Origin of the sequence: Streptococcus infantis (assembly GCF_047463655.1) — a bacterium.
In the GTDB taxonomy this organism is placed as follows: Bacteria; Bacillota; Bacilli; order Lactobacillales; family Streptococcaceae; genus Streptococcus; species Streptococcus infantis_Z.
Window position 1 is genome coordinate 1 of record NZ_JASHDM010000016.1, and the last position, 26213, is coordinate 26213.

Annotated in this window: 22 protein-coding genes and 1 tRNA gene; 5 read left to right on the forward strand and 18 right to left on the reverse strand. The window is 35.8% G+C overall.

Annotated elements, in window-relative coordinates; translation table 11 throughout:
* Positions 1 to 199: 199 nt before the first annotated feature.
* The 12 genes from tsf to yfmF all read right to left on the reverse strand — a co-directional run bounded on the left by tsf (position 200) and on the right by yfmF (position 11596).
* The gene (tsf, locus tag QM877_RS09190) at positions 200 to 1240 is read right to left on the reverse strand and encodes a translation elongation factor Ts (RefSeq protein WP_000808094.1); all 1041 of its coding nucleotides are present in this window, start codon (positions 1238 to 1240) and stop codon (positions 200 to 202) included.
* 78 nt (positions 1241 to 1318) lie between these two features.
* Positions 1319 to 2101 carry a 30S ribosomal protein S2 gene (gene rpsB / locus QM877_RS09195; RefSeq protein WP_000268462.1) on the reverse strand — a complete coding sequence of 261 codons (783 nt, stop codon included), beginning with the start codon at positions 2099 to 2101 and terminating at the stop codon, positions 1319 to 1321.
* Positions 2102 to 2579: 478 nt separating this feature from the next.
* On the reverse strand, positions 2580 to 3785 hold the full coding sequence (pcsB, locus tag QM877_RS09200) for a peptidoglycan hydrolase PcsB (protein WP_414318225.1): 1206 nt from the start codon (positions 3783 to 3785) through the stop codon (positions 2580 to 2582).
* Positions 3786 to 3876: 91 nt separating this feature from the next.
* The gene (gene mreD, locus QM877_RS09205; protein ID WP_153224649.1) at positions 3877 to 4371 is read right to left on the reverse strand and encodes a rod shape-determining protein MreD; all 495 of its coding nucleotides are present in this window, start codon (positions 4369 to 4371) and stop codon (positions 3877 to 3879) included.
* The gene (gene mreC / locus QM877_RS09210) at positions 4368 to 5189 is read right to left on the reverse strand and encodes a rod shape-determining protein MreC (protein ID WP_414318226.1); all 822 of its coding nucleotides are present in this window, start codon (positions 5187 to 5189) and stop codon (positions 4368 to 4370) included. The genes mreD and mreC overlap by 4 nt, the downstream gene beginning before the upstream one ends.
* A 21-nt stretch (positions 5190 to 5210) precedes the next feature.
* A complete protein-coding gene (locus tag QM877_RS09215) occupies positions 5211 to 6005 on the reverse strand; it encodes an energy-coupling factor transporter transmembrane component T family protein (protein WP_414318227.1) in 795 nt (264 codons plus the stop codon).
* Entirely contained in the window at positions 5998 to 6837 is an 840-nt protein-coding gene (locus tag QM877_RS09220) for an energy-coupling factor transporter ATPase (protein WP_414318228.1), read from the reverse strand. Before QM877_RS09220 ends, QM877_RS09215 begins: the two co-directional genes overlap by 8 nt.
* Positions 6822 to 7649 carry an energy-coupling factor ABC transporter ATP-binding protein gene (locus tag QM877_RS09225; protein WP_414318229.1) on the reverse strand — a complete coding sequence of 276 codons (828 nt, stop codon included), beginning with the start codon at positions 7647 to 7649 and terminating at the stop codon, positions 6822 to 6824. Before QM877_RS09225 ends, QM877_RS09220 begins: the two co-directional genes overlap by 16 nt.
* A 2-nt stretch (positions 7650 to 7651) precedes the next feature.
* Positions 7652 to 8191: a CDP-diacylglycerol--glycerol-3-phosphate 3-phosphatidyltransferase gene (gene pgsA / locus QM877_RS09230; RefSeq protein WP_045762416.1), complete on the reverse strand. Its 540-nt coding sequence runs from the start codon at positions 8189 to 8191 to the stop codon at positions 7652 to 7654.
* Between the two features lie 12 nt (positions 8192 to 8203).
* On the reverse strand, positions 8204 to 9028 hold the full coding sequence (gene rodZ / locus QM877_RS09235; RefSeq protein WP_414318230.1) for a cytoskeleton protein RodZ: 825 nt from the start codon (positions 9026 to 9028) through the stop codon (positions 8204 to 8206).
* Positions 9029 to 9065: 37 nt separating this feature from the next.
* Complete coding sequence (gene yfmH, locus QM877_RS09240) at positions 9066 to 10349, reverse strand: EF-P 5-aminopentanol modification-associated protein YfmH (protein WP_414318231.1); 1284 nt, start codon at positions 10347 to 10349, stop codon at positions 9066 to 9068.
* Entirely contained in the window at positions 10346 to 11596 is a 1251-nt protein-coding gene (yfmF, locus tag QM877_RS09245) for an EF-P 5-aminopentanol modification-associated protein YfmF (protein WP_414318232.1), read from the reverse strand. Before yfmF ends, yfmH begins: the two co-directional genes overlap by 4 nt.
* Positions 11597 to 11757: 161 nt before the next feature.
* Here yfmF and yaaA point away from each other — a divergent pair, with 161 nt between their 5' ends.
* Positions 11758 to 12126, forward strand: coding sequence for a S4 domain-containing protein YaaA (yaaA, locus tag QM877_RS09250; RefSeq protein ID WP_414318233.1), 369 nt, complete (start codon positions 11758 to 11760; stop codon positions 12124 to 12126).
* Between the two features lie 2 nt (positions 12127 to 12128).
* Entirely contained in the window at positions 12129 to 13220 is a 1092-nt protein-coding gene (recF, locus tag QM877_RS09255; RefSeq protein WP_414318234.1) for a DNA replication/repair protein RecF, read from the forward strand.
* Between the two features lie 54 nt (positions 13221 to 13274).
* Here recF and guaB read toward each other — a convergent pair whose 3' ends face one another.
* Both guaB and trpS read right to left on the reverse strand, forming a co-directional pair.
* A complete protein-coding gene (gene guaB, locus QM877_RS09260; protein WP_414318235.1) occupies positions 13275 to 14753 on the reverse strand; it encodes an IMP dehydrogenase in 1479 nt (492 codons plus the stop codon).
* Positions 14754 to 14914: 161 nt separating this feature from the next.
* A complete protein-coding gene (gene trpS, locus QM877_RS09265; protein ID WP_414318236.1) occupies positions 14915 to 15940 on the reverse strand; it encodes a tryptophan--tRNA ligase in 1026 nt (341 codons plus the stop codon).
* Positions 15941 to 16145: 205 nt separating this feature from the next.
* Between trpS and QM877_RS09270 the strand changes: the two genes are divergently transcribed.
* The gene (locus QM877_RS09270; RefSeq protein ID WP_414318237.1) at positions 16146 to 17768 is read left to right on the forward strand and encodes an ATP-binding cassette domain-containing protein; all 1623 of its coding nucleotides are present in this window, start codon (positions 16146 to 16148) and stop codon (positions 17766 to 17768) included.
* Between the two features lie 61 nt (positions 17769 to 17829).
* Complete coding sequence (locus QM877_RS09275) at positions 17830 to 20379, forward strand: YfhO family protein (protein ID WP_414318238.1); 2550 nt, start codon at positions 17830 to 17832, stop codon at positions 20377 to 20379.
* A gap of 30 nt (positions 20380 to 20409) precedes the next feature.
* On the opposite strand, the gene QM877_RS09280 is transcribed toward QM877_RS09275, so the two are convergent.
* Positions 20410 to 23061 (reverse strand): YhgE/Pip family protein, encoded by a 2652-nt coding sequence (locus tag QM877_RS09280; protein ID WP_414318239.1) that lies wholly within the window; start codon positions 23059 to 23061, stop codon positions 20410 to 20412.
* A 128-nt stretch (positions 23062 to 23189) separates the two neighbouring features.
* Here QM877_RS09280 and QM877_RS09285 point away from each other — a divergent pair, with 128 nt between their 5' ends.
* Complete coding sequence (locus tag QM877_RS09285) at positions 23190 to 23732, forward strand: TetR/AcrR family transcriptional regulator C-terminal domain-containing protein (RefSeq protein ID WP_414261039.1); 543 nt, start codon at positions 23190 to 23192, stop codon at positions 23730 to 23732.
* Between the two features lie 213 nt (positions 23733 to 23945).
* Here the strand turns inward: QM877_RS09285 and QM877_RS09290 are convergent.
* The 3 genes from QM877_RS09290 to comD form a co-directional block, all read right to left on the reverse strand.
* Positions 23946 to 24019 (reverse strand) — tRNA-Asn (locus tag QM877_RS09290).
* Positions 24020 to 24139: 120 nt separating this feature from the next.
* Positions 24140 to 24892 (reverse strand): competence system response regulator transcription factor ComE, encoded by a 753-nt coding sequence (gene comE, locus QM877_RS09295; RefSeq protein ID WP_049530388.1) that lies wholly within the window; start codon positions 24890 to 24892, stop codon positions 24140 to 24142.
* On the reverse strand, positions 24889 to 26208 hold the full coding sequence (gene comD / locus QM877_RS09300) for a competence system sensor histidine kinase ComD (RefSeq protein ID WP_414274057.1): 1320 nt from the start codon (positions 26206 to 26208) through the stop codon (positions 24889 to 24891). The genes comE and comD overlap by 4 nt, the downstream gene beginning before the upstream one ends.
* Between the last annotated feature and the right edge of the window lie 5 nt (positions 26209 to 26213).

Genomic DNA, 26213 nt, shown 5'->3' on the forward strand with positions numbered 1-26213 from the left:
GGCTTCCGGAACTTTGAAAACTTTAAAACTAGAATCCTCATTGCTTTGAACATCAAAAAGGAGAGAACCATGTTGGTCCTCTCCAGGTTATAACTTTTCATCAACCCACTACAGTTGACAAAGAGCCATAAAAAAAGGATTCATATAGGTCCCCTTCCAACAAAAGAAAAGGAAGCAGATTAGCTTCCTTACTTTTTTATTAGTTATTCAAGGCTGCTGCCATTGTAGCTGCAACTTCTGCTTCAAAGTCGTTTGCAGCTTTTTCGATACCTTCACCAACTTCAAAGCGAGCGAACTCAACTACTGAAGCGTTAACTGATTCAAGGTAAGCTTCAACTGTCTTGCTGTCATCCATGATGTAAACTTGTGCAAGAAGTGTGTATGCTTGGTCAACTTTAGTGTTGTCAAGCAAGAAACGATCCATTTTACCTGGGATGATTTTATCCCAGATTTTTTCTGGTTTGCCTTCTGCAGCCAACTCAGCTTTAATATCAGCTTCAGCTTGAGCAATCACTTCATCAGTTAATTGAGCTTTTGATCCATATTTCAAGTGTGGAAGAGCTGGTTTACCAACCATAGCACGGCTTTCGTTATCTTGGTCGATAACGTGGTTCAATTGTGCCAACTCATCTTTAACAAATTGCTCATCCAACTCTTTGTATGAAAGAACTGTTGGTTTCATAGCAGCGATGTGCATTGAAATTTGTTTAGCAAGTGCTTCGTCTCCACCTTCGATTACAGAGATAACACCGATACGTCCACCGTTGTGTTGGTATGCTCCGAAGTGTTGTGCATCTGTTTTTTCAATCAAAGCAAAGCGACGGAATGAGATTTTTTCTCCGATAGTTGCTGTTGCAGACACATAAGCCGCTTCAAGAGTTTCACCTGAAGGCATTGTCAAAGCAAGAGCTTCTTCGTTGTTAGCTGGTTTTCCTTCTGCGATCGCTTTAGCTGTTGCGTTTACCAACTCAACAAATTGAGCGTTTTTCGCAACGAAGTCAGTTTCAGCATTTACTTCAACAACTGCTGCAACGTTACCGTCAACATAAACACCAGTCAAACCTTCTGCAGCAACACGGTCAGCTTTCTTAGCTGCTTTTGCCATACCTTTTTCGCGAAGCAATTCGATCGCTTTTTCGATATCGCCTTCAACTTCAACCAATGCTTTTTTAGCGTCCATAACACCAGCACCAGATTTTTCACGCAACTCTTTAACAAGTTTAGCTGTAATTTCTGCCATTTTGATTCTCCTATATTTTTTAAAAATAGGAGAGCCGGGCTAAGCCCCGCCCTCCTAGGTAATGATTACTTATTTGAATTAAGCGTTGTCGCCTTCTACAACTTCAACGATTTCTTCGATTGAGTCTGCTTGAGCTTCTGAAGCTGCAAATTCAGCTTCAACTGCTGCAACAGCATCTTCACCTTGGCGACCTTCGATGATAGCGTCTGCCAATTTAGCTGTAATCAACTTAACTGCGCGGATAGCGTCATCGTTAGCTGGGATGATTACATCGATATCGTCTGGATCTGTGTTTGTGTCAACCATCGCTACAACTGGAATTCCCAATTTTTTAGCTTCTTTAACAGCGATTTGCTCTTTATGTGGGTCAACTACGTACATTACATCTGGAATACGAGGCATATCTTCGATACCACCCAAGAATTTTTCAAGACGTGCACGTTGTTTGTTAAGAAGTGCAACTTCTTTCTTAGGAAGAACTTCAAAAGTTCCATCTTCTTCCATACGTTTGATTTCTTTCAAACGAGCAATACGTTTTTGGATTGTTCCCCAGTTTGTAAGAGTTCCACCCAACCAACGGTGGTTGATGAAGTATTGACCTGAACGTACTGCTTCTTCAGCAACTGCGTCAGCTGCTTGTTTCTTAGTACCAACAAACAATACAACTGCATCATTAGCTGCAGCATCACGCATGAAGTCGTATGCTTGGTCAGCGTATTTTACAGTTTGTTGCAAGTCGATAACGTGGATTCCGTTACGCTCAGTGAAGATGTACTTAGCCATCTTAGGGTTCCAGCGACGAGTTTGGTGACCAAAGTGTACACCAGCCTCAAGAAGTTGTTTCATTGAAATTACTGCCATGAGTATTTCTCCTTTTTGTTTTTTTCCTCTTCTTGATTTCAGCTTGCAAAACGACCCGAAGGCAACAGCTTCACAATTCATCAAGAATGAGTATTATCGTTTACACGACAATTTACATTGTATCATAGTTGAGCCTTTTTTTCAAGTAATTTTGCTAGTTTTTCAATGAAAACTCAAACGTCTCACACTAACTTCTACCATAGTGGAACTTACTCTGACACGGAATTCCACTGTTTTTTGCAATTTTTATCAGATTATAGTTGATTGAAATAAGATGTGAACAAAGAGGTTAGGAAAGTCAAATTAATTTCTAAAAATGTTTTAGAATCTATATTGTACTACTCTAAGTTCAATCCACTATAACTTCCACTCGTACTAGCGGTGGAACTTAGTTTAGGTATTTAGCGAAAACTCAAACTTGGGATTTTATCATCTTATAAATAAGAAAAGAGACCCAATCTGAGTCTCAATTTTTTCATTAGTTTGGATAGATGTAAGTAACGTAGCCTTCAGAAGTTGTAGTTGGGTTGAACCATCCACGTTTGTTACTGATTGTACGATCTCCACCGTAGTTAGATTCAGATACCTGAATACTTGATGATGATGAAACAGCTGTAACAACCGCTACGTGTCCATATCCTCCATCATTCCAACATGCAATCGCACCAACTTGTGGTTGAGAACCAGTACGGAATCCTGCTGCAGCTGCACTTGTTGCCCACTGCGCTCCGTTACCCCAGTAATCTCCAGCCCAAGGTGCCAATGTTTTAGCTCCCCAAGTACATTCACCAGTTGGATAACTTGAAGCATTTGTACTATATGTTGGACGTGATGTTGTACGAGTAGCTACAGGTGTGTAGCTTGAATCATCATCTGATGATGAAGAACTTGAAGTTGCTTGCACTTGTGCAGCAAAGCTTGTATTTGCTGATGCTGCAACTGATTGTTGTTGACTTGCTTGTCTAGCTTTATAAGCTGCTTCTGCCTCTGCTGCCGCTTTAGCTTCTGCCTCTGCTGCTGCTTTTTGCTCCAACAAGCTAGTTTTTTCATTTTCTGCTGTAGCTTTTTCAGCTGCAAAATTTAACTCAGCTACTTTCAATTCTGCTTGTTTTGTTGTCAAAGCTTGAGCATCGTCAGCAAGTGTTTGTTGGTTAGCAATGACTGTATTGATTGCTTCGTTGTTTGCAACTTGTTTTTCAGAGATAGCTTTCTTATCTTCTTTTTGTTGCTGCAACATTTTATTGTTTGCTGATACGATTTCACTCATAGCTGCTACACGAGAAATAGCTTCTGTGATTGAGTCAGAGTTAATAATCGTATTGATGTAGCTTGTAGCAGTTCCGTTCGTTTGTGCACTACGAGCTTGGTTTTCAAGCGATGCATTACGAGCTACAATATTTTTTGAAAGCTCTGCGATTTCACCTTCAAGTTTTTTAGATTCTTCTTGAAGTTTTTCGTTTTCAGATTGCAATTTTTCTTGCTCTGATTGAATAGCTGAAACTTTAGTTTGAATTTCGTCTACTTGTTTTTGAGCTTCTTTCTGTTGAGCTGTCAAGTTACTAATTTTACTATCTTGAGCAGCAATCTTTTCATCTGTTGTATTTGCTTTAACACTTGAAAGAACAGCTCCTTGTGAGACCAATACTGTACTTAACAAAAGTGATGCTAGGATTTTTTTCTTCATAAGTGTGAATACTCCTTCTTTTAAGACAATACTAGTATATCAAAAAAAGGCCTAATAAATATTACGCCTTTATTACAGTTTTGTTTCTTTCTTATAGATATATTTTTTCAAAAATAAACTGGAAAACTAACATCCATAGACAGTTTAATATCATTGACGGAACTAGACCATAAACGATAAAGACTGTTATACTTTCAGCAGTTAATCCAATCATTTGCGCTAGAAGAAAACTACCAAATTCAAAAGAGAAAGTCATCATTAAAATAGCTAATAGTCTAGTCCATCTATTTGATAAAATAATCGCATTATTTTTATAAATGATTGCACCAATAATCACAAAAAGAAGACTAGCAATCCCTACTAAATGGAAAAAATAAATATCGTATATAAGACCAATAAATAAGCAATAAACTAAAAATAGATACTCCGATACTTCAATAGTTTCAAACAACAAGAAGATGAAGATAAAGTGACTCACAATTTGAAAATGTGGAAAAAAACTATTTACAAATTGCCCTAAATGACTGTCTATTAAGACAACTATGGGCAAGAGTAAAAACATCCCTATCTGCTTCAACAGTCTCATGATGGATTCCCCACTAACTCTACAACTTTGGTATTCATTGAATCAGACTGAAGTTTGACTAACACCTCTCTTGTCAGATAGTCATTGCTATGCGTCACAGATTCGACCTCACCTACTGGAATGTCAGTAGCATTAAAATTACCAAGACCACCAGTTACTACCTTGTCTCCTTGACTGATATCACTACTACTATTTAATTGGCTTATTTTAAGCAAGTCTTTTTCTTTGTCGTACCCAATGATAATACCATATATACTAGTAGAACCGTGCTGAATTTTAACGGAGATTTTCTCCGTATTTTCCGCATTGGTTAGTAAGTTGACCACAGTAGAGTTATCTTCAATCTTTCCCACGCTTCCAATCAGTCCCCCACCAGCAATCACAAGCATATTGCTTGTCACGCCTTGTTGAGAACCTGCATCAATTGTCAACTCTTGTTTCCAGGTTGCAGGAGTTCTCATGATGACGTCAGAAGCAATTAACTTGGTTGCACTCAATTTTGACTTCATATCCAATAACTGACGTAGTTGCTCATTTTCTTCCTTCAAACTGTCTGCTTCATTCGTTTCCTTCTTCATCTGATAGAGTTCTTTTTTGAGAGTTTCATTCTCGTTATAGGTTCTGGTCAAACGACCTAAATCAGATTTTACGGAAGAAAACCATTGAAAAGGCTTTTGCACTATTCTATCGACTAATGAAATGCCATCTCCAGCTTTTGTTACAACTGCACTTGATTGTGTTGTCACTAAAAAAACGGATACTACTAATACAACGACAAATAGAACAATGATATATTTTGATTTTTTAAAACGATTCATACCTCTACCTTATATTACATTCTAAGATTTTAGCAAAAATAGAATTGCACCCAATACACAAACAAATAATAGCGCTATACTGTCTCTGTTCATCCAATTTAACTGTCGATACTGACTGCGTCCATTCCCACCTTGATACCCCCTAGCTTCCATGGCTGTAGCAAGAGAATCCGCTCTTTTCAAACTGGTAGCGAACAAAGGAATCAAAATAGGAATCATAGCCTTAACCTTTTGAATTACATTTCCTTCTCCAAAATCTACACCACGCGCCTTTTGAGCATTCATAATGCGAATCGTATCATCCATCAAGGTTGGTACAAATCGCAAACTCATAGACAACATGAGCCCAATCTCATGAACTGGAACCTTAAATCTTTTTAAAGGTCCAAGTAAGGATTCAACCGCAGTTGCTAAGCTGAGTGGCATAGTTGTCAAGGTTAGCAAGGTTGAGAAAAAAATAATCAACACAAAACGACAAAAAATAATTCCTGCCTGCTCAACACCATAGCTTGTGATTTTTATAAATCCCATCTCGAACAAGACTTGACCACCAGAGATAAAGAACAGTTGAAAAAGGGTTGTAAAAGCAATCAGAAAAAACATAGATCGCAAACCTTTTATAAAAAAAGATAAGGGAACTTCTGATAAAACGACAAATATGCCTGTTGCAATGAAGAGTATGAGATTTGTAATTGGATTATTGGCCCAAAAAGCAATGATGATCAATAAAATCATTGCTACTAACTTACTACGAGGATCTAGACGATGAATAATCGAATTTCCTGGTATGTATCGACCTAAAATCATATTATCCATTGATAAACTCCTTAAACTCCTCTATCGTTATCGGCAATTGTTCGAAAGAAATTCCTCTGTCAACTAGCCTTTGAGCAAATCGTGTGATTTTAGGAACACCCAATTGGATTTTTTCCATAAATTCGACATTTTGAAAGACAAGACTTGGCTTCCCACCCTTAACTAGTTTCCCTTTTTCCATCACATAAACTTGGTCAGCAAATTCGGCCACATCATCCATAAGGTGGGTTACTAAAACAATTGTTATGCCATCTTGATGAAGCTTTTTAAACAAGTCCATCAACTCTTTTCGACCAATTGGATCCAAACCAGCTGTTGGTTCGTCTAAGACCAAAATGCTAGGCTCCATCGCCAAAATTCCAGCAATAGCAACCCGCCTCATTTGTCCACCTGAGAGTTCAAAAGGACTACGTTCAAAAAGTGACTCGTCAATTCCCACTAAAGCTAATTTCTCACGCGCGATAGCTTCTGCCTCTTCTACAGAAACTCCAAAATTTTGAGGGCCAAATGCCACATCTTTTAAGACTGTTTCCTCAAAAATTTGATTTTCAGCAAACTGAAAAACCAAGCCTACTTGTTTGCGAATTTGACGAATTTGCTTATTGACTGATGTTGATGTAATCAATGTATCAAAAACACGAACACTTCCCTCTATAGGAACCAACAAACCATTCAAAAGTTGAAGGATTGTAGACTTTCCGCTTCCCGTATGCCCAATAATCGCAGTATAAGAGCCATCCTCTATTGACAAACTGACGTCGGACAAGGCAGCTGAGGCAAACGGCGTTCCTTCTTGATACGTATAACTAACATTCTCTAGAATAATTCCCATAAAGTCTCCTCAAGTTCCTCCTCGGTCAGGTAGTACTCTGGTAATTTCAAGCCACTAGTACGTAGCGAATCTTTTAATTGGTTGACAAAGGGTTGATCTAAGCCAATTTGATCTAAATCCGATCTAGAAAATAACTCTCTAGGAGTGCTAGTTGACTCGACTTCTCCTTTTTTCATCACTAAAACTCTGTCACTCATGGCCACCTCATCCAGATCATGCGTAATGGAGATGACTGTCATCTGATGGTCTTTGCGAATCTTCTGGACTATCTTAATCAACTCTAATCGTCCCTCAGGGTCCAACATACTTGTAGCCTCATCCAAGATTAAAATATCTGGTCGCAGAGCAACAACACCTGCAATAGCTACTCTCTGCTTCTGACCTCCTGACAAGCGAGCTGGTTCCTTTTTAACAAATTCAGCCATCCCAACCAATGATAAAGCCTCAGAAACGCGTTTCTTCATCTCTTCAAGTGGGATTCCTTGATTTTCCAGTCCAAAAGCAACGTCGTCTTCAACAGTTGCTCCTACGAATTGGTTATCAGGATTTTGAAAGACCATACCAATCTTACGTCTTTTTTCCCAGACATTTTCTGGAGTTAGGCAATCACCGTCTATCCAAATTTCTCCAGATTCAGCCTCGAGCAAACCATCAATCAAGCGAACTGTCGTTGATTTACCACTACCATTATGACCAACGATTGACAACCATTCTCCACGTTTCACGTGAAACGAAATGTTATGAACATCATAATGTTCTTGATCTGCCTGATATCGAAAAGACAGGTCTTTTATCTCAATAATCGATTCCATATCTAACGAAAGGTTCCTTTAAACAAATATGCGCTTCCCTTGAAATAATCATAACCAGAATAAACTGTGAAGAACAAGGCAATATAAAGAGTTATCTGACCAAGAACAGTCCAGTGAAGTAGCAAGAATATAATCGCAAACATCTGACTAAATGTCTTGATTTTTCCAGGCATAGCAGCAGCTAGAACAGTACCTCCTGTTTCAACTAAGAGCAAGCGTAAACCGGTGACAGCAAGTTCACGACAAATAATTATTGCTACCACCCAAGCTGGTGCCATCTTTAGACCAACCAACATAATAAAGGCTGACATGACCAATAATTTATCAGCCATTGGATCCGCAAACTTTCCGAAATTACTAACCACTTGCCATTTTCTAGCTAAATAACCATCTAGATAGTCAGTGATACTGGCAATAGCAAAAATAACTGCTGCTATTTTATGTAACACAGGAGATGGTCCAACTGATAGAAGGAGAATAAAAATCGGAATAAATAAAATTCTACCAAGCGTAAGCATATTAGGAATATTCTCTTTTTTCATGTTATCCTTCCTTTAGTTTGAACTTAATGTTAGAGTAATCCAACCAGTTTGACCAGTTAATTTTGAAGTGTCAATTTCCTTATTATCAATTTTCACCGACACTCCTTTAACAACACCCAATGTTATGGTTACTGGAGATCCTTTGGAAATGGTTGTTTTAGCTGTTTTATTATTAGGTTCAAGAGTCACTCCCCCTGCTAAATCAGTATCCGAAACACTAATCCAGCTTGTTGCATCCGTTACAGACAACTGAAGCTCAGCAGAATCTTTAGATGTCTTATATTCCACTGACAAAGTATCTCCCTGACCTGAAACAGTCAAAGTAGTTGCCTCACTCGAACTTGATGAACTAGTAGCTTGACTACTACTTGATGCTACACTACTAGAGCTACTTGTTGAACTCACAACACTATAAGTTGCCGCAGAAGACGCAGTTGGTTGGGTTTGAATATAATTCCACACATAGTAGGTTACAAAAATTAAAATTGATAAAGAAAAAAGAACAAAGTAAAATAGCGGGAGAAATGAATTTTTCTTTCGATTAGACCGTCTACGTCCTGAAAGTTCAATCTCATCTACATCAACTTCTTCATAAGTAATCATACTTCCCGAATCATAGGCATCTAGAACGATATTTTCATCTAATTCAACTGCCCAAGCATACTTTCTCAAAAATGAACGAGCATAAAAAGTACTCGGTAGTTTGTCAAAATCATCTGACTCCATTGCCTCCAACAAATCCAACTGAATATCTGTCTTTCTGTGCAATTCCTCTAAGCTCAGTCCTTGGTTAATTCTTGCAAGACGTAAGACCTCACCAATTGTTTTTTTTCTCATACTTAACATTCCTTCTTTCTAGTGTATTTTCTAGCGATTATATCGGGAAAATTGTACAATCAACCATATCGCTATTATCTATCAAATCATGTCCAGCCTCTAGAACATCTTCTAAAGTAATTTCCTGCAAAAGTTTAGGAAGGTCAAACAGGGTAGAACCTGTATCGGTTGGATGATACTGAGTGGCAATGTATTCAAGGGAATCCATACTATGAAGAAATTCTCCATACATCTCAGTTTTTACAATATCCAAGTGATCCTCAGTTACATCCTCATCTTTAACAAAATTGCGAATAGCTTTACGAAATTGATGAGAAAGTGCCACAGGTTCCTTTGTATCCATTGTCAACATCACAAAATGGAAACGAGGATCAACTTCTATTTCTAGAGACAGGGAAGCATCCAGTTTACCTGTCTCATATAATTTTTGAAATCTTTGTGAAGTCCAACCAAACATCATTGTAAACAACAATTTCAATAAAAGATGATAACGATACTGATCTCGATTTCCTATGTCTTTATTTCCTCTAATACCAATCGCTAATTTGGGAGATGCTACATCCATGCGAAAACTTTCAGTAGTCTTTACAGGATGTAAAGGTATTTTTTCTCTCTTAAACTCATGTTTTTTTTCTTGAGGATGAGATTTCTTAGCAAAATAATCTTCAAGCAGTTCAAAATCAAAATTCCCCACTAAAAAGATATTACTATTGACAGGTCTGTAAAACTCTTTAAAGTTCTCTTCTAAATCCTCCAAACAAATAGCATCAATAGAGTTTTCACTACCAACAATATCTGAAGCTAAAGGACTTTCTGGATAGAGATTTACCAAAGTCTTGAAAAATAGACAAGAATCTGGATCATCCTGATACATCTCTCTTTCCTGTTGAATGATATCCTTTTCGCGCTCCACAGATTCTTCAGTCATATTGAAAGTAGTGACAAGTTCTTCTAGCAAATCTAAACACTCTAGAACATTTTCAGAAGTCGAGAAAAGATAGCTAGTGTTCGTAAAGCTCGTAAAGGCATTACTTTCAGCACCCAACTCTGTAAAAGCTGCCATAACATCTCCAGAATCTTCTCTTTCAAAAAGCTTATGTTCTAAGAAATGAGCGATTCCTTGTGGATATTGTTGTAAGTCCTTATCATCCACTGTAAACCTTGTGTCAACAGAACCGACTTGGACACTTACAACGCCATAAACCTCGTTAAAGTCCTTTTTAGGTAGTAAAGTAACTGTCAAACCATTTTCTAATCTAGTTTGATACAAAGTTTCTTTTACAGCAGGATAATATTTCTTTTGAAAAGTAGGTCTGGTCATTCTGCTCCTTCCATAAAATAAATAGCCTGCAACTTAAAACTGTTTGCTGCTTCACAAATTGCTTCTCTATCAACTTGGTCAAGCTTATCGATTAAAGTTTTTGTGTCAAGATTCGCTTTCCCAAAAAAAGTTGACAGATAATATTTATCGACAATAGAATCTTGATTATCCTGAGCTAGTAGTAAGGATCTACGAATCATTTGTTTGGTCTGATCAATTTCCTTATCTGTAAACTTGCCATTTTTTATGTCAAGCAACTGATGATTCATCAATTTTCTTACTTTATTTCGATTTTGCCGATCAATTCCAGCAAATAGTCGTAAAAATCCACTAAAGAGATCCAAATGACTTGATACCGTATAGGCCAGTCCTTCTTTTTCTCTCACTTGGATAAATAGTTTCGAATGAGGAAAGGCTCCTAAAAGACCATTGACAAGAAGCACTGCCATCTGTTCTTCATCACCATATGCCACTGAACTATGGTAGCCCATCTCTAAAACAGACTGTCCTAATCTCTTTCTAACAATACCTTCTCTAAGAATATTAGAATAAGGTTGCTGATATTGAATGTTTACAGCTGATTTACGACCTGTTAAAGGAAATTTTTGTAAAAACTCTAAAACTTCAATTTCATTAAAATCACCCAAGAAGAAAATATCTATTTGGTCTTCTTTTAGCATTTTATGATAGCTTGAAAAACATGTTTCTGAAGTCTCTTCTGAAATTCTAGAAATCAAATCTTTTGGAACTAGCTGCATTGATTCTTCTTGGAAAAACAATTGATCTAACTCTTTATGTGCAAAGAAGAATGGGTCTTCCAATTCTGATTCTAGCCTTGATAAGATCTGTTTTTTCTCGATGTCAAAAGCATTTTTCTCAAATCCATCCTCATCCGACAATGGTGTAAACAGAACCTGGTGCAGTAATTCTAAAATTTGAGAAGTTAATACGTTTTTCTTACTTAAAAATTCATCACGCACATAGGTAATATTCAAATCCACAAGATGACTTTGTCCTCTTCGATAGGCGTGCGCTGACAAATCAGTTCCATACAAGGTTGCTAAACGTTTTCTAAACAGTTGAGCAGTTGGATAACTTTGGTTGGCAGTTTCAAGCATACTGGCACTTAACATGCGACTTGAAATTGAATCCAAAGACAATGGAGCTGTGAAACGCACAGTAATTTTATTGGTTTTAAATTTTTTTGATTGTATAAAATGCACTGCAATTCCAGGTACTAACTCCATCTCTTACCTCCTTCTACATAGAGTTCTATTATACCATGAAAAGAGAAAATTTTCTTGTTCTCTTTACCCCTTTTAGAATTAAAATCGCTTTCATTTCTAACGAATTTACCTCTGCCATTTCAAGGTAAAATATGGTATAATACCAAAGATTGAGGTGAACTATGGAATACAAATTATTTGAAGAATTTATCACTCTCCAAGCTCTCTTGAAAGAACTTGGTATTATACACAGTGGCGGAGCTATTAAATCCTTTTTAGCTGAGCATCATGTCTACTTTAATGGGGAATTAGAAAATCGTCGTGGGAAAAAAGTAAGAATCGGAGACTCTATCGACATTCCTGACATGAAAATCCAAATCATTCTGACGCAACCGAGCTTAGAAGAACAGGAAGAATATCTCCAAGAAAAACTTGAGAAAGAACGTGTGGCTAAACTTGTCAAAGAAATGAATAAGACGGTCAAAAAAAAGCCAACAAAAAAGATCCCGAAAGCTAAAACAAAAACTGCACCACGTTTCCCAGGTAGATAAGTATGTGGCTAAAAAACTTATCCATCAAGCAATTTAGAAACTATCAGGATACCGAAATTGAATTTAATCCTAAATTAAATGTATTTGTGGGTCGAAATGCTCAAGGAAAAACCAATCTTCTGGAAAGTATTTACTTTTTAGCTTTAACTAGAAGTCATCGGACAAAGACAGACAAGAATTTAATTCAATTTGAAGAAGAACAGCTTCAAGTTTCTGGAATTCTTCAAAAACGAACGGCTACTATTCCACTTGAGATTGATTTGACTCCAAAAGGTCGAATTACTAAAGTTAATCACTTAAAACAAGCTCGGCTATCTGACTATATTGGACACATGAATGTTGTTCTATTTGCACCCGAAGATTTACAACTTGTCAAAGGAGCACCTGCTATCCGACGTAAGTTTATAGATATGGAACTAGGACAAATCAAACCCATATACTTGTCAGATTTGTCAAGCTACAATCATGTGCTCAAACAAAGAAATACCTACTTAAAGTCAGCGAATCAGATTGACGAAACATTTTTATCTGTTCTGGATGACCAGCTAGTAGACTATGGTTGTCGAGTGATGGTCCACAGAGAAGAATTTATCAAAAAAATGGAATCTTTTGGTCGTGAAAAGCACTTTGATATTTCAGACCAATTGGAAGAGTTGTCAATGCGTTATCAACCATCTGTAAACTTCACTGACAAAGAACATCTAGCAGAATCTTTCTATACAGCACTTCAAAAAAGTAGAGCAAGAGATTTATTTAAGAAGAATACTGGAGTTGGTCCTCATCGGGATGATATGATTTTCTTAATCAATGGAATGGACGCAAGCTTTGGAAGTCAAGGACAACATCGTAGCCTTGTTCTTTCTATTAAACTAGCTGAAATCGAATTAATGGAGAGCATTACAAAAGAATCGCCTATACTTTTACTTGACGATGTTATGAGTGAACTTGACAATACTCGTCAACTTAAATTATTAGAAACTATATCTCAAAATATTCAAACCTTTATTACAACAACTAGTTTAGAGCATCTTCAAAACTTACCTGATAATCTCAGTATATTTACTGTAAAGAACGGTCAATTGTCTGTAAACTGATATTTACATCGGCGTAAACAATAAAAAATCTCCTGTTTTACAGGAGATTTTTTATTACATTGAGTAGTTTGGTGCTTCATTTGTGATTTGCACATCGTGTGGATGGCTTTCTTTTAGACCGGCACCTGACATTTCGATAAATTGAGCATTATCATGCAATTCTTTAAGGTTAGCTGCACCACAATACCCCATACCAGATCGGATACCACCAATCATTTGGAATACGATATCAGCTGCTGCTCCTTTGTAAGCAACACGACCTTCAATTCCTTCTGGAACGAGTTTATTCGCTTCATTGACAGAGCCTTGGAAGTAACGGTCGCTTGAACCTTTCTTCATTGCAGCGATTGAACCCATACCACGGTATGTCTTGAACTTACGTCCTTGGAAGATTTCAGTTTCTCCTGGAGCTTCATCTGTTCCTGCAAACATTGATCCAAGCATTACTGCATTTCCACCAGCAGCAAGGGCTTTAACAATATCTCCAGAATACTTGATTCCACCATCAGCAATGATCGTTTTTCCATATTCACGCGCAACTGCTGCTGCATCATAGATAGCTGTAACTTGTGGAACTCCTACACCTGCGATAACACGAGTTGTACAGATTGAACCTGGCCCAATACCAACTTTAACAACGTCAACTCCTGCATCATAAAGGGCACGGGCTCCTTCAGCAGTAGCGATATTTCCAGCAATCAGTGTACTGTCTGGGAAATGGGCACGGATTTCAGCGATTTTACGAAGAACCCCTGCAGAGTGTCCGTGTGCTGTATCAATGACAATTGCATCTGCTCCTGCTTCAAAGAGGGCTTCAGCACGTTCAAAAGTATCAGAAGTTACACCTACTGCACCAGCAACTAGAAGACGACCAAACTCATCTTTAGCTGCATTTGGAAACTCAATCACTTTTTCAATATCTTTAATCGTGATCAAGCCAGAAAGACGACCTTCTTCATCAACCAAAGGAAGTTTTTCAATACGGTGTTCTTGAAGAATGCTCTCTGCTGTTTCAAGATCTGTTCCAACAGGAGCAGTAACAAGGTTCTCACTGGTCATATGATTTGAGATTGGTTGATTGTAATCTGAAATAAAACGAAGGTCTCGGTTTGTTAAAATACCAACCAATTTACGATTTTCAAGAGTTTCAACCACTGGAACACCACTGATACGGTAACGTCCCATGAGTTCATCTGCCTCTGCAATTGTATGCTCTGGAGTCAAGAAGAATGGATCAATGATAACACCATTTTCAGAACGTTTTACCTTACGAACTTCATCTGCCTGCTGTTCAATAGACATGTTTTTATGGATAACACCTAGGCCACCTGCACGCGCGATTGCAATGGCCATTTGGCTTTCTGTTACAGTATCCATCGCAGCTGTAATAATTGGGATATTTAAAGTCAGATTATCAGCCAATTTCGTTGTTAAATCCGCATCATTAGGCAACACATGGCTCTCTGCTGGAATAAGCAATACATCATCAAAGGTAAAACCTTTTTTCAAAAATTTAGTGTCCCAATTAGACATTGAAGTTTCCTCTTTTCTTTCTTTTTGAGCTTGACGCTTTTTGTATTGTATCTATCATACCATTCTATGAAAATTTGTCAATTATATTGATAATAGATAATGTAAAAAACTATCCCTTTAATTTTAAAGAAGAGATAGTTTTAGAGTTCGTATTTTATCTATTAATGAAAGTAATTTAGACCCATTGCTGATTTTACTTCTGATAGCGTTTGACCAGCAACTTCTCGAGCTTTTTCACTACCTTTTTGTAACATATTATACACTTCACCCATATCTTTAGCATATTCTAGGCGACGTTCACGGATTGGACCAAGTTCACGTTCTAGGATTTCAAGTAGATACCGTTTTGTCTTAACATCACCTAGACCTCCACGTTGATAATGCTCTTTCATATCAGCAATTTCTTGAGCATCTTCAGGACGTCCGAATACGTCTAAGTAATGGAAAACCATATTTCCTTCAATCTTACCTGGATCCTCAACACGAATGTGATCTGGATCTGTATACATACTCATTACTTTCTTACGCAAAGTATCTGCATCATCTGACAAGTATATACCATTATTAAGCGATTTAGACATTTTGGCATTTCCATCAAGACCAGGTAAGCGACCTGCTCCTTCATTTTCAGGATAAATTCCTTTCGGTTCTACTAAAACATCACAATTATAGGCATGGTTGAATGAACGTACAATCTCACGCGTTTGTTCAATCATCGGTTTTTGGTCTGTACCTACAGGAACATAGTTAGCTTTAAAAGCTGTGATATCTGCTGCTTGAGCAATTGGATAAACTAAAAATCCAGTTGGAATACTTTCTCCAAATCCTTTCTGAGCAATTTCTGTCTTTACAGTAGGATTACGCTCCAGACGAGCCAAAGACACTAGATTCATGTAATACATAGACAACTCTGCCAATTCTGGTATTTGACTTTGAATGAAAATCGTTGATTTGTTAGAATCCAATCCCACTGCAAGATAGTCCAAAGCAACATTCCCAATAGACTCTACAATAGTTTGTGGATCTTTTGCATGGTCAGTCAAAGCTTGCTGGTCAGCCAAAAAAACAAACATGTCATATTTATCTTCTTGCTGTAATAAGACACGATTTTTTAAGCTACCAACGTAGTGCCCAATATGTAATTTCCCCGTTGGACGATCTCCTGTTAAAATAATGGGTTTATTCATCTTATTCTCCTTTGATATGGTCCATTCAATTATAGCATTTTTTTGATAAAAAGACAGATAATTTTTTTATCAAATAATTACGATTTCAACTCCTTAACTGTAAACTATCTGTAAATATCCTTTACAAATAATTGACAGATAAAAATTTGAATATTTGCTGATTTTCTAGTAGAATTAGAGTATTACATATAATAGGAGAAAAAAATTGCTAACAGTATCTGATGTTTCACTACGTTTTAGTGATCGCAAACTTTTTGATGAGGTCAACATCAAATTTACAGAAGGAAACACATATGGTTTAATTGGTGCTAACGGTGCAGGTAAATCAACATTTTTAAAAATCTTAGCTGGTGATATCGAACCTACAACTGGTCATGTTTCTCTTGGACCTGATGAACGTCTTTCTGTGCTTCGTCAAAATCACTTTGACTACGAGGATGAACGTGTTATTGATGTTGTTATCATGGGTAATGAAAAACTATACAACATCATGAAAGAAAAAGATGCTATCTATATGAAAGCAGACTTTACTGATGAAGATGGAGTTCGTGCAGCTGAGCTTGAAGGTGAATTTGCTGAACTAGGTGGTTGGGAAGCTGAAAGTGAAGCTTCACAACTCTTGCAAAACTTGAATATCCCTGAAGATCTTCATTACCAAAATATGAGTGAACTTGCAAATGGAGATAAAGTGAAAGTACTCCTTGCTAAAGCTCTATTTGGTAAACCAGATGTACTTCTTCTAGACGAGCCGACCAACGGTTTGGATATCCAATCTATTACTTGGTTAGAAGATTTCTTGATTGATTTTGATAACACCGTTATTGTTGTGTCCCATGACCGTCACTTCTTAAATAAAGTATGTACTCACATGGCCGACCTTGACTTTGGAAAAATCAAACTCTATGTCGGAAACTACGACTTCTGGAAAGAATCTTCTGAGCTTGCTGCTAAATTGCTAGCAGACCGTAATGCAAAAGCAGAAGAAAAAATTAAGCAACTCCAAGAATTCGTTGCTCGTTTCTCTGCTAATGCTTCTAAATCAAGACAAGCAACATCACGTAAGAAAATGCTTGATAAGATTGAACTTGAAGAAATTGTGCCATCTAGTCGTAAATATCCATTTATCAACTTTAAAGCTGAACGTGAAATCGGAAACGATCTCTTGACAGTAGAAAATCTATCTGTCAAGATTGATGGTGAAACTATTCTTGACAACATCAGCTTTATCTTGCGTCCAGGTGACAAGACAGCTCTAATCGGTCAAAACGACATTCAAACAACTGCATTGATTCGTGCTATTATGGGTGATATTGACTATGAGGGGACTGTCAAGTGGGGGGTTACAACTAGTCGCTCTTACTTACCAAAAGACAATTCAGCTGATTTTGCTGGGAGTGAATCTATCCTTGACTGGCTCCGTCAATTTGCAAGTAAAGAAGAAGATGACAATACCTTCTTGCGTGGTTTCCTTGGTCGTATGCTCTTCTCTGGAGATGAGGTTAACAAACCTGTAAATGTCTTGTCAGGGGGAGAAAAAGTGCGCGTGATGCTATCGAAACTCATGCTTTTGAAATCAAATGTTCTAGTACTTGACGATCCTACTAATCACTTAGATTTGGAATCTATTTCAAGTTTGAACGATGGATTGAAAAACTTCAAAGAATCAATCATCTTCGCCAGTCATGACCATGAATTCATTCAAACATTGGCTAACCACATTATTGTCCTATCTAAAAACGGTGTAATCGACCGTATCGATGAAACCTATGATGAATTCTTAGAAAATGCTGAAGTACAAGCAAAAGTCAAAGCACTTTGGAAAGACTAAATAATACTTTAAAACTCAGTTGGATTAACCAACTGAGTTTTCTATCATTCTATGAGGTAACATGAAAATATTTTTTAGAAACTATTGGACCTATTTTATTTCTTTCATCATTCCCCTAGTAATTATATTCGGAGTCTATCTTTCTCAAGGTATCTACTGGAATAGTGATACTTCACCTTTATTAGGAGATGGATTTCATCAATATGTTATTTTTGATCTTAATCTTCGTAATATTTTACATGGGAATGATAGTCTATTTTATACTTTTACCAGTGGTCTAGGTCTCAATTTTTATGCCTTGTCCAGTTATTATCTTGGTAGTTTTCTATCACCTCTTGTTTATTTTTTTGATGTATCAAGCATGCCAGACGCAGTTTATCTATCAACCTTGTTGAAATTTGGCTTGATAGGTCTGTCAACCTTTTTTAGCTTGAGTAAAATATTCAAAAATATATCTGCCCTACTTCGATTAGCTCTATCTACCTCATATGCATTAATGAGCTTTACAGTTAGTCAACTTGAGATTAAAACCTGGTTGGATGTTTTTATTTTAATCCCCTTAATTTTAACTGGTTTACATCTACTCATAACGGAAAAAAAACGTATTCTATACTTTACAAGTTTGTCAATATTATTTATCCAAAACTACTATTTTGGTTATATGACTGCCCTGTTTTTGGTAGTTTGGTATTTTTGCCAACTTTCCTGGGATTTTAAAAGTCGCAAGTATTCTTTCCTTGATTTTTTCCTAACATCCTTACTCGCTGGTTTAACAAGTTTCATCATGACACTCCCAACCTTGTTTGATTTAAGAACTCATGGTGAAAAACTAACCGCTATTACAAAAATAAAAACAGATGCCAGTTGGTATCTAGATCTATTCGCTAAACAATTTATTGGTGCTTTCGATACAACTAAATATGGTTCTATCCCAATGATTTTTGTAGGCCTTCTTCCTTTTATCTTAACAATTGTATTCTTTACATTAAAATCAATTAAGTTTCACGTGAAACTATGCTATGCAACTCTACTCATTATCATCATTGCTAGTTTTTATCTAGAAGCCTTAGATCTATTTTGGCAAGGAATGCACGCACCAAATATGTTTCTTCATCGCTATGCTTGGATTTTCTCTACTCTCTTGATTTATATTTCAGCAGAAGTTTTAAATAGATTTAAAGATATCAAATTATGGAATGTTTTATGCTCAATAACCTTCCTTTTATCTGGTTATCTGGCAACCATTTATTTTAAAAATCATTATTCGTTTTTAACTAAATTAAATATACTCTTAACTCTTGAATTCTTAGTGGTATACTTACTGTTACTATTGGCACTTATTAAAAAAATGATTTCTCTAAAAATCTTTTCAATTCTTATTTTGATATTTACAATAAGTGAGATTAGTTTTAATGCTTCATCTCAACTAAATGGAATTACGAAAGAATGGGGATTTGCTTCTCGTAGTACCTATGATAAAGATATTCCAAGTATGGAAGCTATTTTGGAGTATACCAAACAGCAGCCAGATACATTTACACGAACTGAAAAGTTACAAACTCAAACTGGAAACGATAGCATGAAATTTAACTACAATGGCATCTCACAATTTTCATCTGTTCGTAATCGTTCTGCAAGTACAACGTTAGATAAGTTGGGTTTTAAATCTTCAGGTACCAACCTTAATCTTCGTTATGCAAATAATACTATCATTGCAGATAGTTTATTTGGAATCAGCTACAATATTTCTGAAGCCTATCCAGATAAATATGGTTTTCATCCAAGCTATCAAAAAGATAATCTAACCCTTTATAAAAATCAATTCGCTCTCCCAATTGCTTTTGCTACACAGTCTCTTTATAAAGATGTCACTTTTAATGACCATACTCTTGATAACCAAACTCAATTTTTAAATCAAATTGCTGGCTTAAATGAAGAGTACTTTTATCCGATAAATCATCATACAGACTCTGGTGACAGCGTAGTCAATCTAAACGGAACTGATACTGAAGATGCAACAATCAACTACAGTATCGAAGTTCCTGAGAATAGTCAGGTTTATCTTTCAATGACAAAGCTAAATTTCTCTAATGATAAGAAAAAGCAAGTTGACATCATTGTCAATGGTGAAAAAAAATCCTTTACCACAGATAATGCTTTTACATTTTTTAATCTTGGGTATACAGACCATAAACAAACTTTTGATATCCAGGTTAAGTTTCCAGGAAATGCTCAAGTATCATTTGAATCTCCAACTTTCTATCGTTTAGATACTAAAAAGTATACAGGGGCAATTGGTAAAATAAAAGAAAATCCAGTAGAAGTGAGCTCATATAAAAATAAAGTCATTGTAAATTATAAGGTAAAGAATGAAACATCGATCTTTTTCACAATTCCTTACGACCAAGGTTGGTCTGCTTATCAAAATGGTAAAAAATTACAAATTCAACAGGCACAAACTGGATTTATGAAAATTGATGTTCCTGAAGGTGAAGGGACTATTACCCTTTCCTTTATACCAAAAGGATTTGTTGCTGGTGCAAGTTGTTCTCTTATAGCTATTATTGTCTTTATTTTTTATGATATTCAAAGAAAAAAATATTCTAGATAAAAAACTATCGACCAAATCGGTCGATAGTTTTTAGTCTTCTTCAGCTTTTTTAGGTTGATAGGCTAGCATTCCTAAAGCAACAAAAATCATTACTGTAAAGATAAGGAAAATAATCTGACTATGAATATTGCCTGTCATAGAAATGGTTTGTCGTAAACCTGAAACTGAATAACTCATAGGTAACCATGGATTAATAGTTTTAAAGAATTGATTCGTCAAAGCTAAAGGATAAGTTCCTGCACTTGATGCTAATTGAAGGAGTAATAAAATTAAAGAGAAGAAGGCACCCAGGCGAGAATTCCAGGTTGTCAATGCTGTTACCATCGCCATGAAAGCAAGACTGGTTAAAATGATCAAAGCTAAAGTTTTGAATTCATGAACTGCAGTCAGTCCGATTAAATGTACCCCACCATAAACTAATAATCCTGCCAAACCAGCAATGATACCATTAACTTCAAAGCGAGACTTAAACCAAGCCCAGCGACTTTCTGGATGGCGCCCAGAAGGTAATTTAGCAAAAATCATATTAGTTGAAATAGCAGCAACAAAAAGAGCAACTGATATCATATACGGAGCCATGGCAATCCCATTAACAGCAACTTGATCCGTATCAGTTTTTGAAAGACTTAAAGGATCAGCCAGTAAGTCTGCATTTGTTGATTCAGTTGAAGCCTGTTGCAATTGCCCCTCAGCATCTGTCAAACCTTGATTTAGTTGACTTGAACCATCACTTAATTTTCCAAGTCCTGATTGTAAAATTTCTGATCCTTGAGCAAGTTGATCTGCTCCACTAGCTATTTTTTCAGAACCATTAGCCAGTTGATTTGCTCCTGAAACTAGCTGGTCTGATTTATCAGCTAATTGTTGAGAACCAGCTTGTAATTGATTAAATCCAGTGGTTAAATCTGATGTTTTATTATTTACTTGGTTGACACCTGATGCAAGTTTATCAATTCCTGTTGCTAATTCTGGCCCATTCGCTGCTAACTTAGCAGTAGCACCTGTCAATTTAGAAGATTTTTCTGTCAACTGATTAGAGCCTTGTAGCAACTTATTGAAACTTCCTGTCAAGTTCGAATTTTTCGAACTCAACTGACTTGCTCCTAAAGCTACTTGGTCTACAGATTTTGTATAGCTGTCAATGCCAGATAGAGTTTGACTAGCTGGCAATAATTGACCATCAATTGCTGTCTGTACTTGTGTTAATCCACTTGACAAACTTGTCAAGGTAGCAGTAGTAGTTGGCAACAATTTCGCTGAACTTGTTTTTAAGCGACTAAGGCTATTTGCTTGATTATTTACATTCTCTAAAGAAGATTGTAACGTTTGAACTGTAGTTAAAATTGTTCGTGCTGACTCACTAGTAGAAGATGATTGATTAGAAACCACAGAAGTTATCTCTGCCTGTTGGTCAGGAGTTAAGCTTTGATAAGCACTCGTAGATTGAATAGCTGATAAAGTAGTTTCTTTTTCAGATTGATTTGAAGTAACGATGCTTTGTGCTGAATTTGCAATGGTTGATAGACTGCTAGAAAACTGAGTTGTTAACTCTGTTATGTCTCCTGTGTCTGACGTTTGAATAGCTTGATTCAATTGCTCTAAGCCAGAAACTAATTGTTTAATCTGATCTCTTTGTTGAGTTGATAAACTTAATTGACTAGACAGTTCTTGAATTCCTTGATTAAGTTGGGTAAGTCCTGTACGCAAGGTCTCTGATTGTTTAGAAATCTGATTTGCACCTGATGATAGACTTTGAACTTCATTTGTATAAGTATCAATACCAAGTGAAAATTGATTTAATCCTGAATTTAATTGAGAAACACCACCTGTATAGGCTTGTGTTCCTGAATCAAGTTGAGTCAATCCTGATACCAGTGCCGGTGTCTGTGAATTCAGTTGGTTTAATCCATTGTCGATTTGTGAAATAGCGCTGGTATATTGATTTAAACCAGTATTAAAATTACCAAGACCAAGATTTAACTGATTTACACCAGCTGTATAGGTTCCTAAACCTGTAGATAATTGATCAGCACCATTAGAAAATGTGAAACTCGATTGAGCTAAGGTTTGAAGATTGGTTGTTAAGGTTTGACTCCCATCCGAAAGTTGATTCGAACCATCAGCCAACTGTAAACTTGCATTTGCAGCTTGAGATAAACCAAGTTTTAAATCACCCATCTTCTCAAATAAAGCTTTGATATAAGATTGAGTAACATTAGTAGCTACAGTCTGTTTGATTTGTGTCATGGCAGAATCACTCATCTTGCTTGCAATAAAACTATGACCACTTGATGTCTGATAGTCAATCATCATCTGTTCAGGATGATTTGTAAGGATAGAAGAAGCTTTCTCAGAAAGATTACTTGGCAACGTTACAACCATGTAATAATCTCCATCCCGCAGTCCTCTTTCTCCCTCACCTTCATCTACAAAATGAAAATCCAGGCTATTACTATCTTTTAAATTAGACACCATGTCTTCACCAATAGTGAGTTTTTCATCATTATAAGTAGCAGCTTGATCCTTATTAACAATTGCTACAGGTAACTCCGAAAGTTTACCATATGGATCCCACATTGATGATAAGAAAATGATATTGTAAAGAGCTGGAATTAAGGAAATTCCTATCATGACAATAATAAATATCGGTTTTTTAAAGATTGCTTTCCATTCTTTAAACATATTGTCTCCTTTTTTAAACTACTTGTCTAAATTTTTGATATAATAGATTATACATAAAAAAATTAAAAAGACAAGATAAAAAATCTATTTTTGAACATATTGTCTAAAAATGTTCATCTGGAGGGAACATGCAAGAAAGTAATAAACGATTAAAAACCAAGCGTATTATCGAAAATGCCATGGTAGAATTATTGATGGAACAACCATTCGATCAGATTACAACTGTTAAATTAGCACAAAAAGCTGGAATCAGCCGCTCCAGTTTCTATACTCATTACAAAGATAAATACGATATGATTGAACATTACCAAAGTAAACTATTTCATACCTTCGAATATATCTTTCAAAAACATGCTAATCATAAACGAGATGCTATTCTAGAAGTATTTGAATACTTAGAATCAGAACCACTTCTAGCAGCTCTTTTATCTGAAAATGGAACCAAGGAAATTCAAAATTTCTTGAGAAATAAACTTCACATCCTACTGAGCACAGACCTTCAAAAACGTTTTATGCAACTCAAACTAAATGAAATAGAATTAGAATACAGTAGCGTCTACCTGACAAATGCTCTCTTTGGAGTCTGTCAAACCTGGATTGCCCATGGAAAAAAAGAAAGTCCACAAGAAATTACGGACTTTTTAATGAAAATGTTAGGGGATACAAATTAATAAAAAAGCTCTATAATATTTATAGGAAATCACCCCCCTATGATTATTATGGAGCCTATTTTGTTATTCTTATTAGGCTAAGGCAATACAATTTCCTTAGTTTTATTTTCGGACACAAATCATTATCTATCCATATGTTAGGTATGCCTCCCCTCATTACATCGGACAAAGAATCAAAAAAAGGAACACCAAATTGGTGTTCCTTTCATCTGACTCCGCCAGTAGGACTCGAACCTACGACATCATGATTAACAGTCATGCGCTACTACCAACTGAGCTATGGCGGATTAAATAGTCCGTACGGAATTCGAACCCGTGTTACCGCTATGAAAAGACGATTTCTTAACCAACGGACCCTCTACCTGTAGCAGATATAACCATTATATCAATTTATCAAAAATTGTCAATTACTTTTTTTGGTTTTTAGCCATTAGTTCTCTCAATTTTTTAGTTTTTAGGCGAGAGATAGGACAACGATGATCTTCATAAAATACAACTTCCATTTTTTTACGATCAATTTCTCTCACATTACCGATATTGACTAAAAATGACTTATGAGCTAGATAAAAACGTTGGGTTTCCTTATCCTTTTCTTGAATATCTGTCATTGTTCCATAAAATTCTTTTGCAAAATTCTTACCTACAATTCGTAATTTATGAGAAGTTCCAGTTGTCTCAATGTAGAGAATATCATGATAAGGAATACAAAGATCATTTCCTTTATAACTATAATCAAAATAATCAACGACTGATTGGTTTTCAAGTAAAGTAGTTTTAGTGTAAAGCACACAGTCGGCAACTCTATTTTTAAAAACTTGATCACTGGTTTCTTTATCAATGAAATCCAATGCTGAAACTTTGTATTTATAAGTCAAGGTAGCAAATTCAGATCGACTTGTAATAAAAACAATAATGGCATAAGGATTGCGATGACGAATAAATTGAGCAACCTCAAATCCTTTTCTCTCAATCCCATTGATATCAATATCTAGAAAATAAAGCTGATTAACTTCATCATGCTCTACATATTCCATAAACTCTCTCACTTTTCCTGTTGTTTTATAGGAGATAGGAATATTTGTTTCCTTAGAGATTTTATTCAAAGTTGTTTCCAACCTTACTTGGTGTTCTATAATATCTTCTAAAATTAATACTTTCATATCAGTTCCCTCTTAAATCTAATCACTTGTTTAAATACATCATTATCAATTTCTGTTTCTAAAATAACATTGTCATATTTTCCTAAAATTTCTTTAACATTATTGAGTCCAAGTCCTCTATGTCTTCCTTTAGTTGAAAATCCTAATTCAAATAAATCTTCGGATTTTACCTTTCTTTTTTTACAAGAGTTTTGGATAACAACTAGGGTTTCAAGATCCAATTTGATGATAGCTACCTCTAGTTGTTTTTGATAGCTTTCAACTGCCCCTTCAACAGCATTATTGAGCAGAACGCTCATCACGCGCACCAAGTCTAATAATTCCATAGACAAAGGTGTGATGATATCTTTTACCTCTAATGTGTACTCTACATCATTCGTTTTCGCATTGACAATAGATTGAGCAATCAAACTACGAAGTGCTGAATCCTCAATATTGTTCAAATCGAAATAGGTATACTTGTCTGAACGTAATTTTTGATTCGCCTTTACAAGAACTTCACTGTAAACTCTGTCAATTTCTTGTAAATCTTTACTTTCGATCGCCATTCTTAAGCTGACAAGCATGCCTGTATAATCATGGCGAAAACCACGAATTTCATTATATAAAGTAACAATCTCATCCGTGTAAGTTTGTAAATGTTTTTGCTCAAACTTCTTTTGTTCCAATTCAATCTCTTTTTCTATTTGAACCTTGTGAGAATTCATAGAAAAGAAAGTCAAAAGTAGGCCAACAAAAATAATGGATGATAAAATACTTCCAAAACCATTTAAGTGACGAATCGTACTCACAATATCTGAAGTGAAAGAGACAACGTGTAGAAAAATAAATGTAAAGAGCACTTTTTTCAGAAAAGGATATAGATAGTCTTTATCAAAATATTTAAATTCGAGATGGAAATAAGAAACAACAACTTTAATAACCAAATAAGTTAAGATCAGGATAAATAGAGAAAAATAATTGTTATACTTCAATGCAAACTCATCTCCTGTAATAGATGATAAGGTTACTGATAAAAAGTTATTAGTACTATTATATAAAAGAGAAAATAATAGACTGATAAAAATTCCCTTAGATTTCTCATACTTCTTAAATCCAACAAAGTAACCAAATAGGAGGAAAGGAAATAACAATTTAGACAAACCAAAACTATCTAAGTTCAAGAAATGGAGAGTTACTTCTAATACTAATGGTAGTAGAAAGATATAAAGACTAAAAAAATATTGGTCTTTTCTAGTTGCTTTACAAACCCATTCATGAATTTTACTAATAATAAAAACATAAACAATAGCAATTACTAATCCGAATAAATCCATTATTT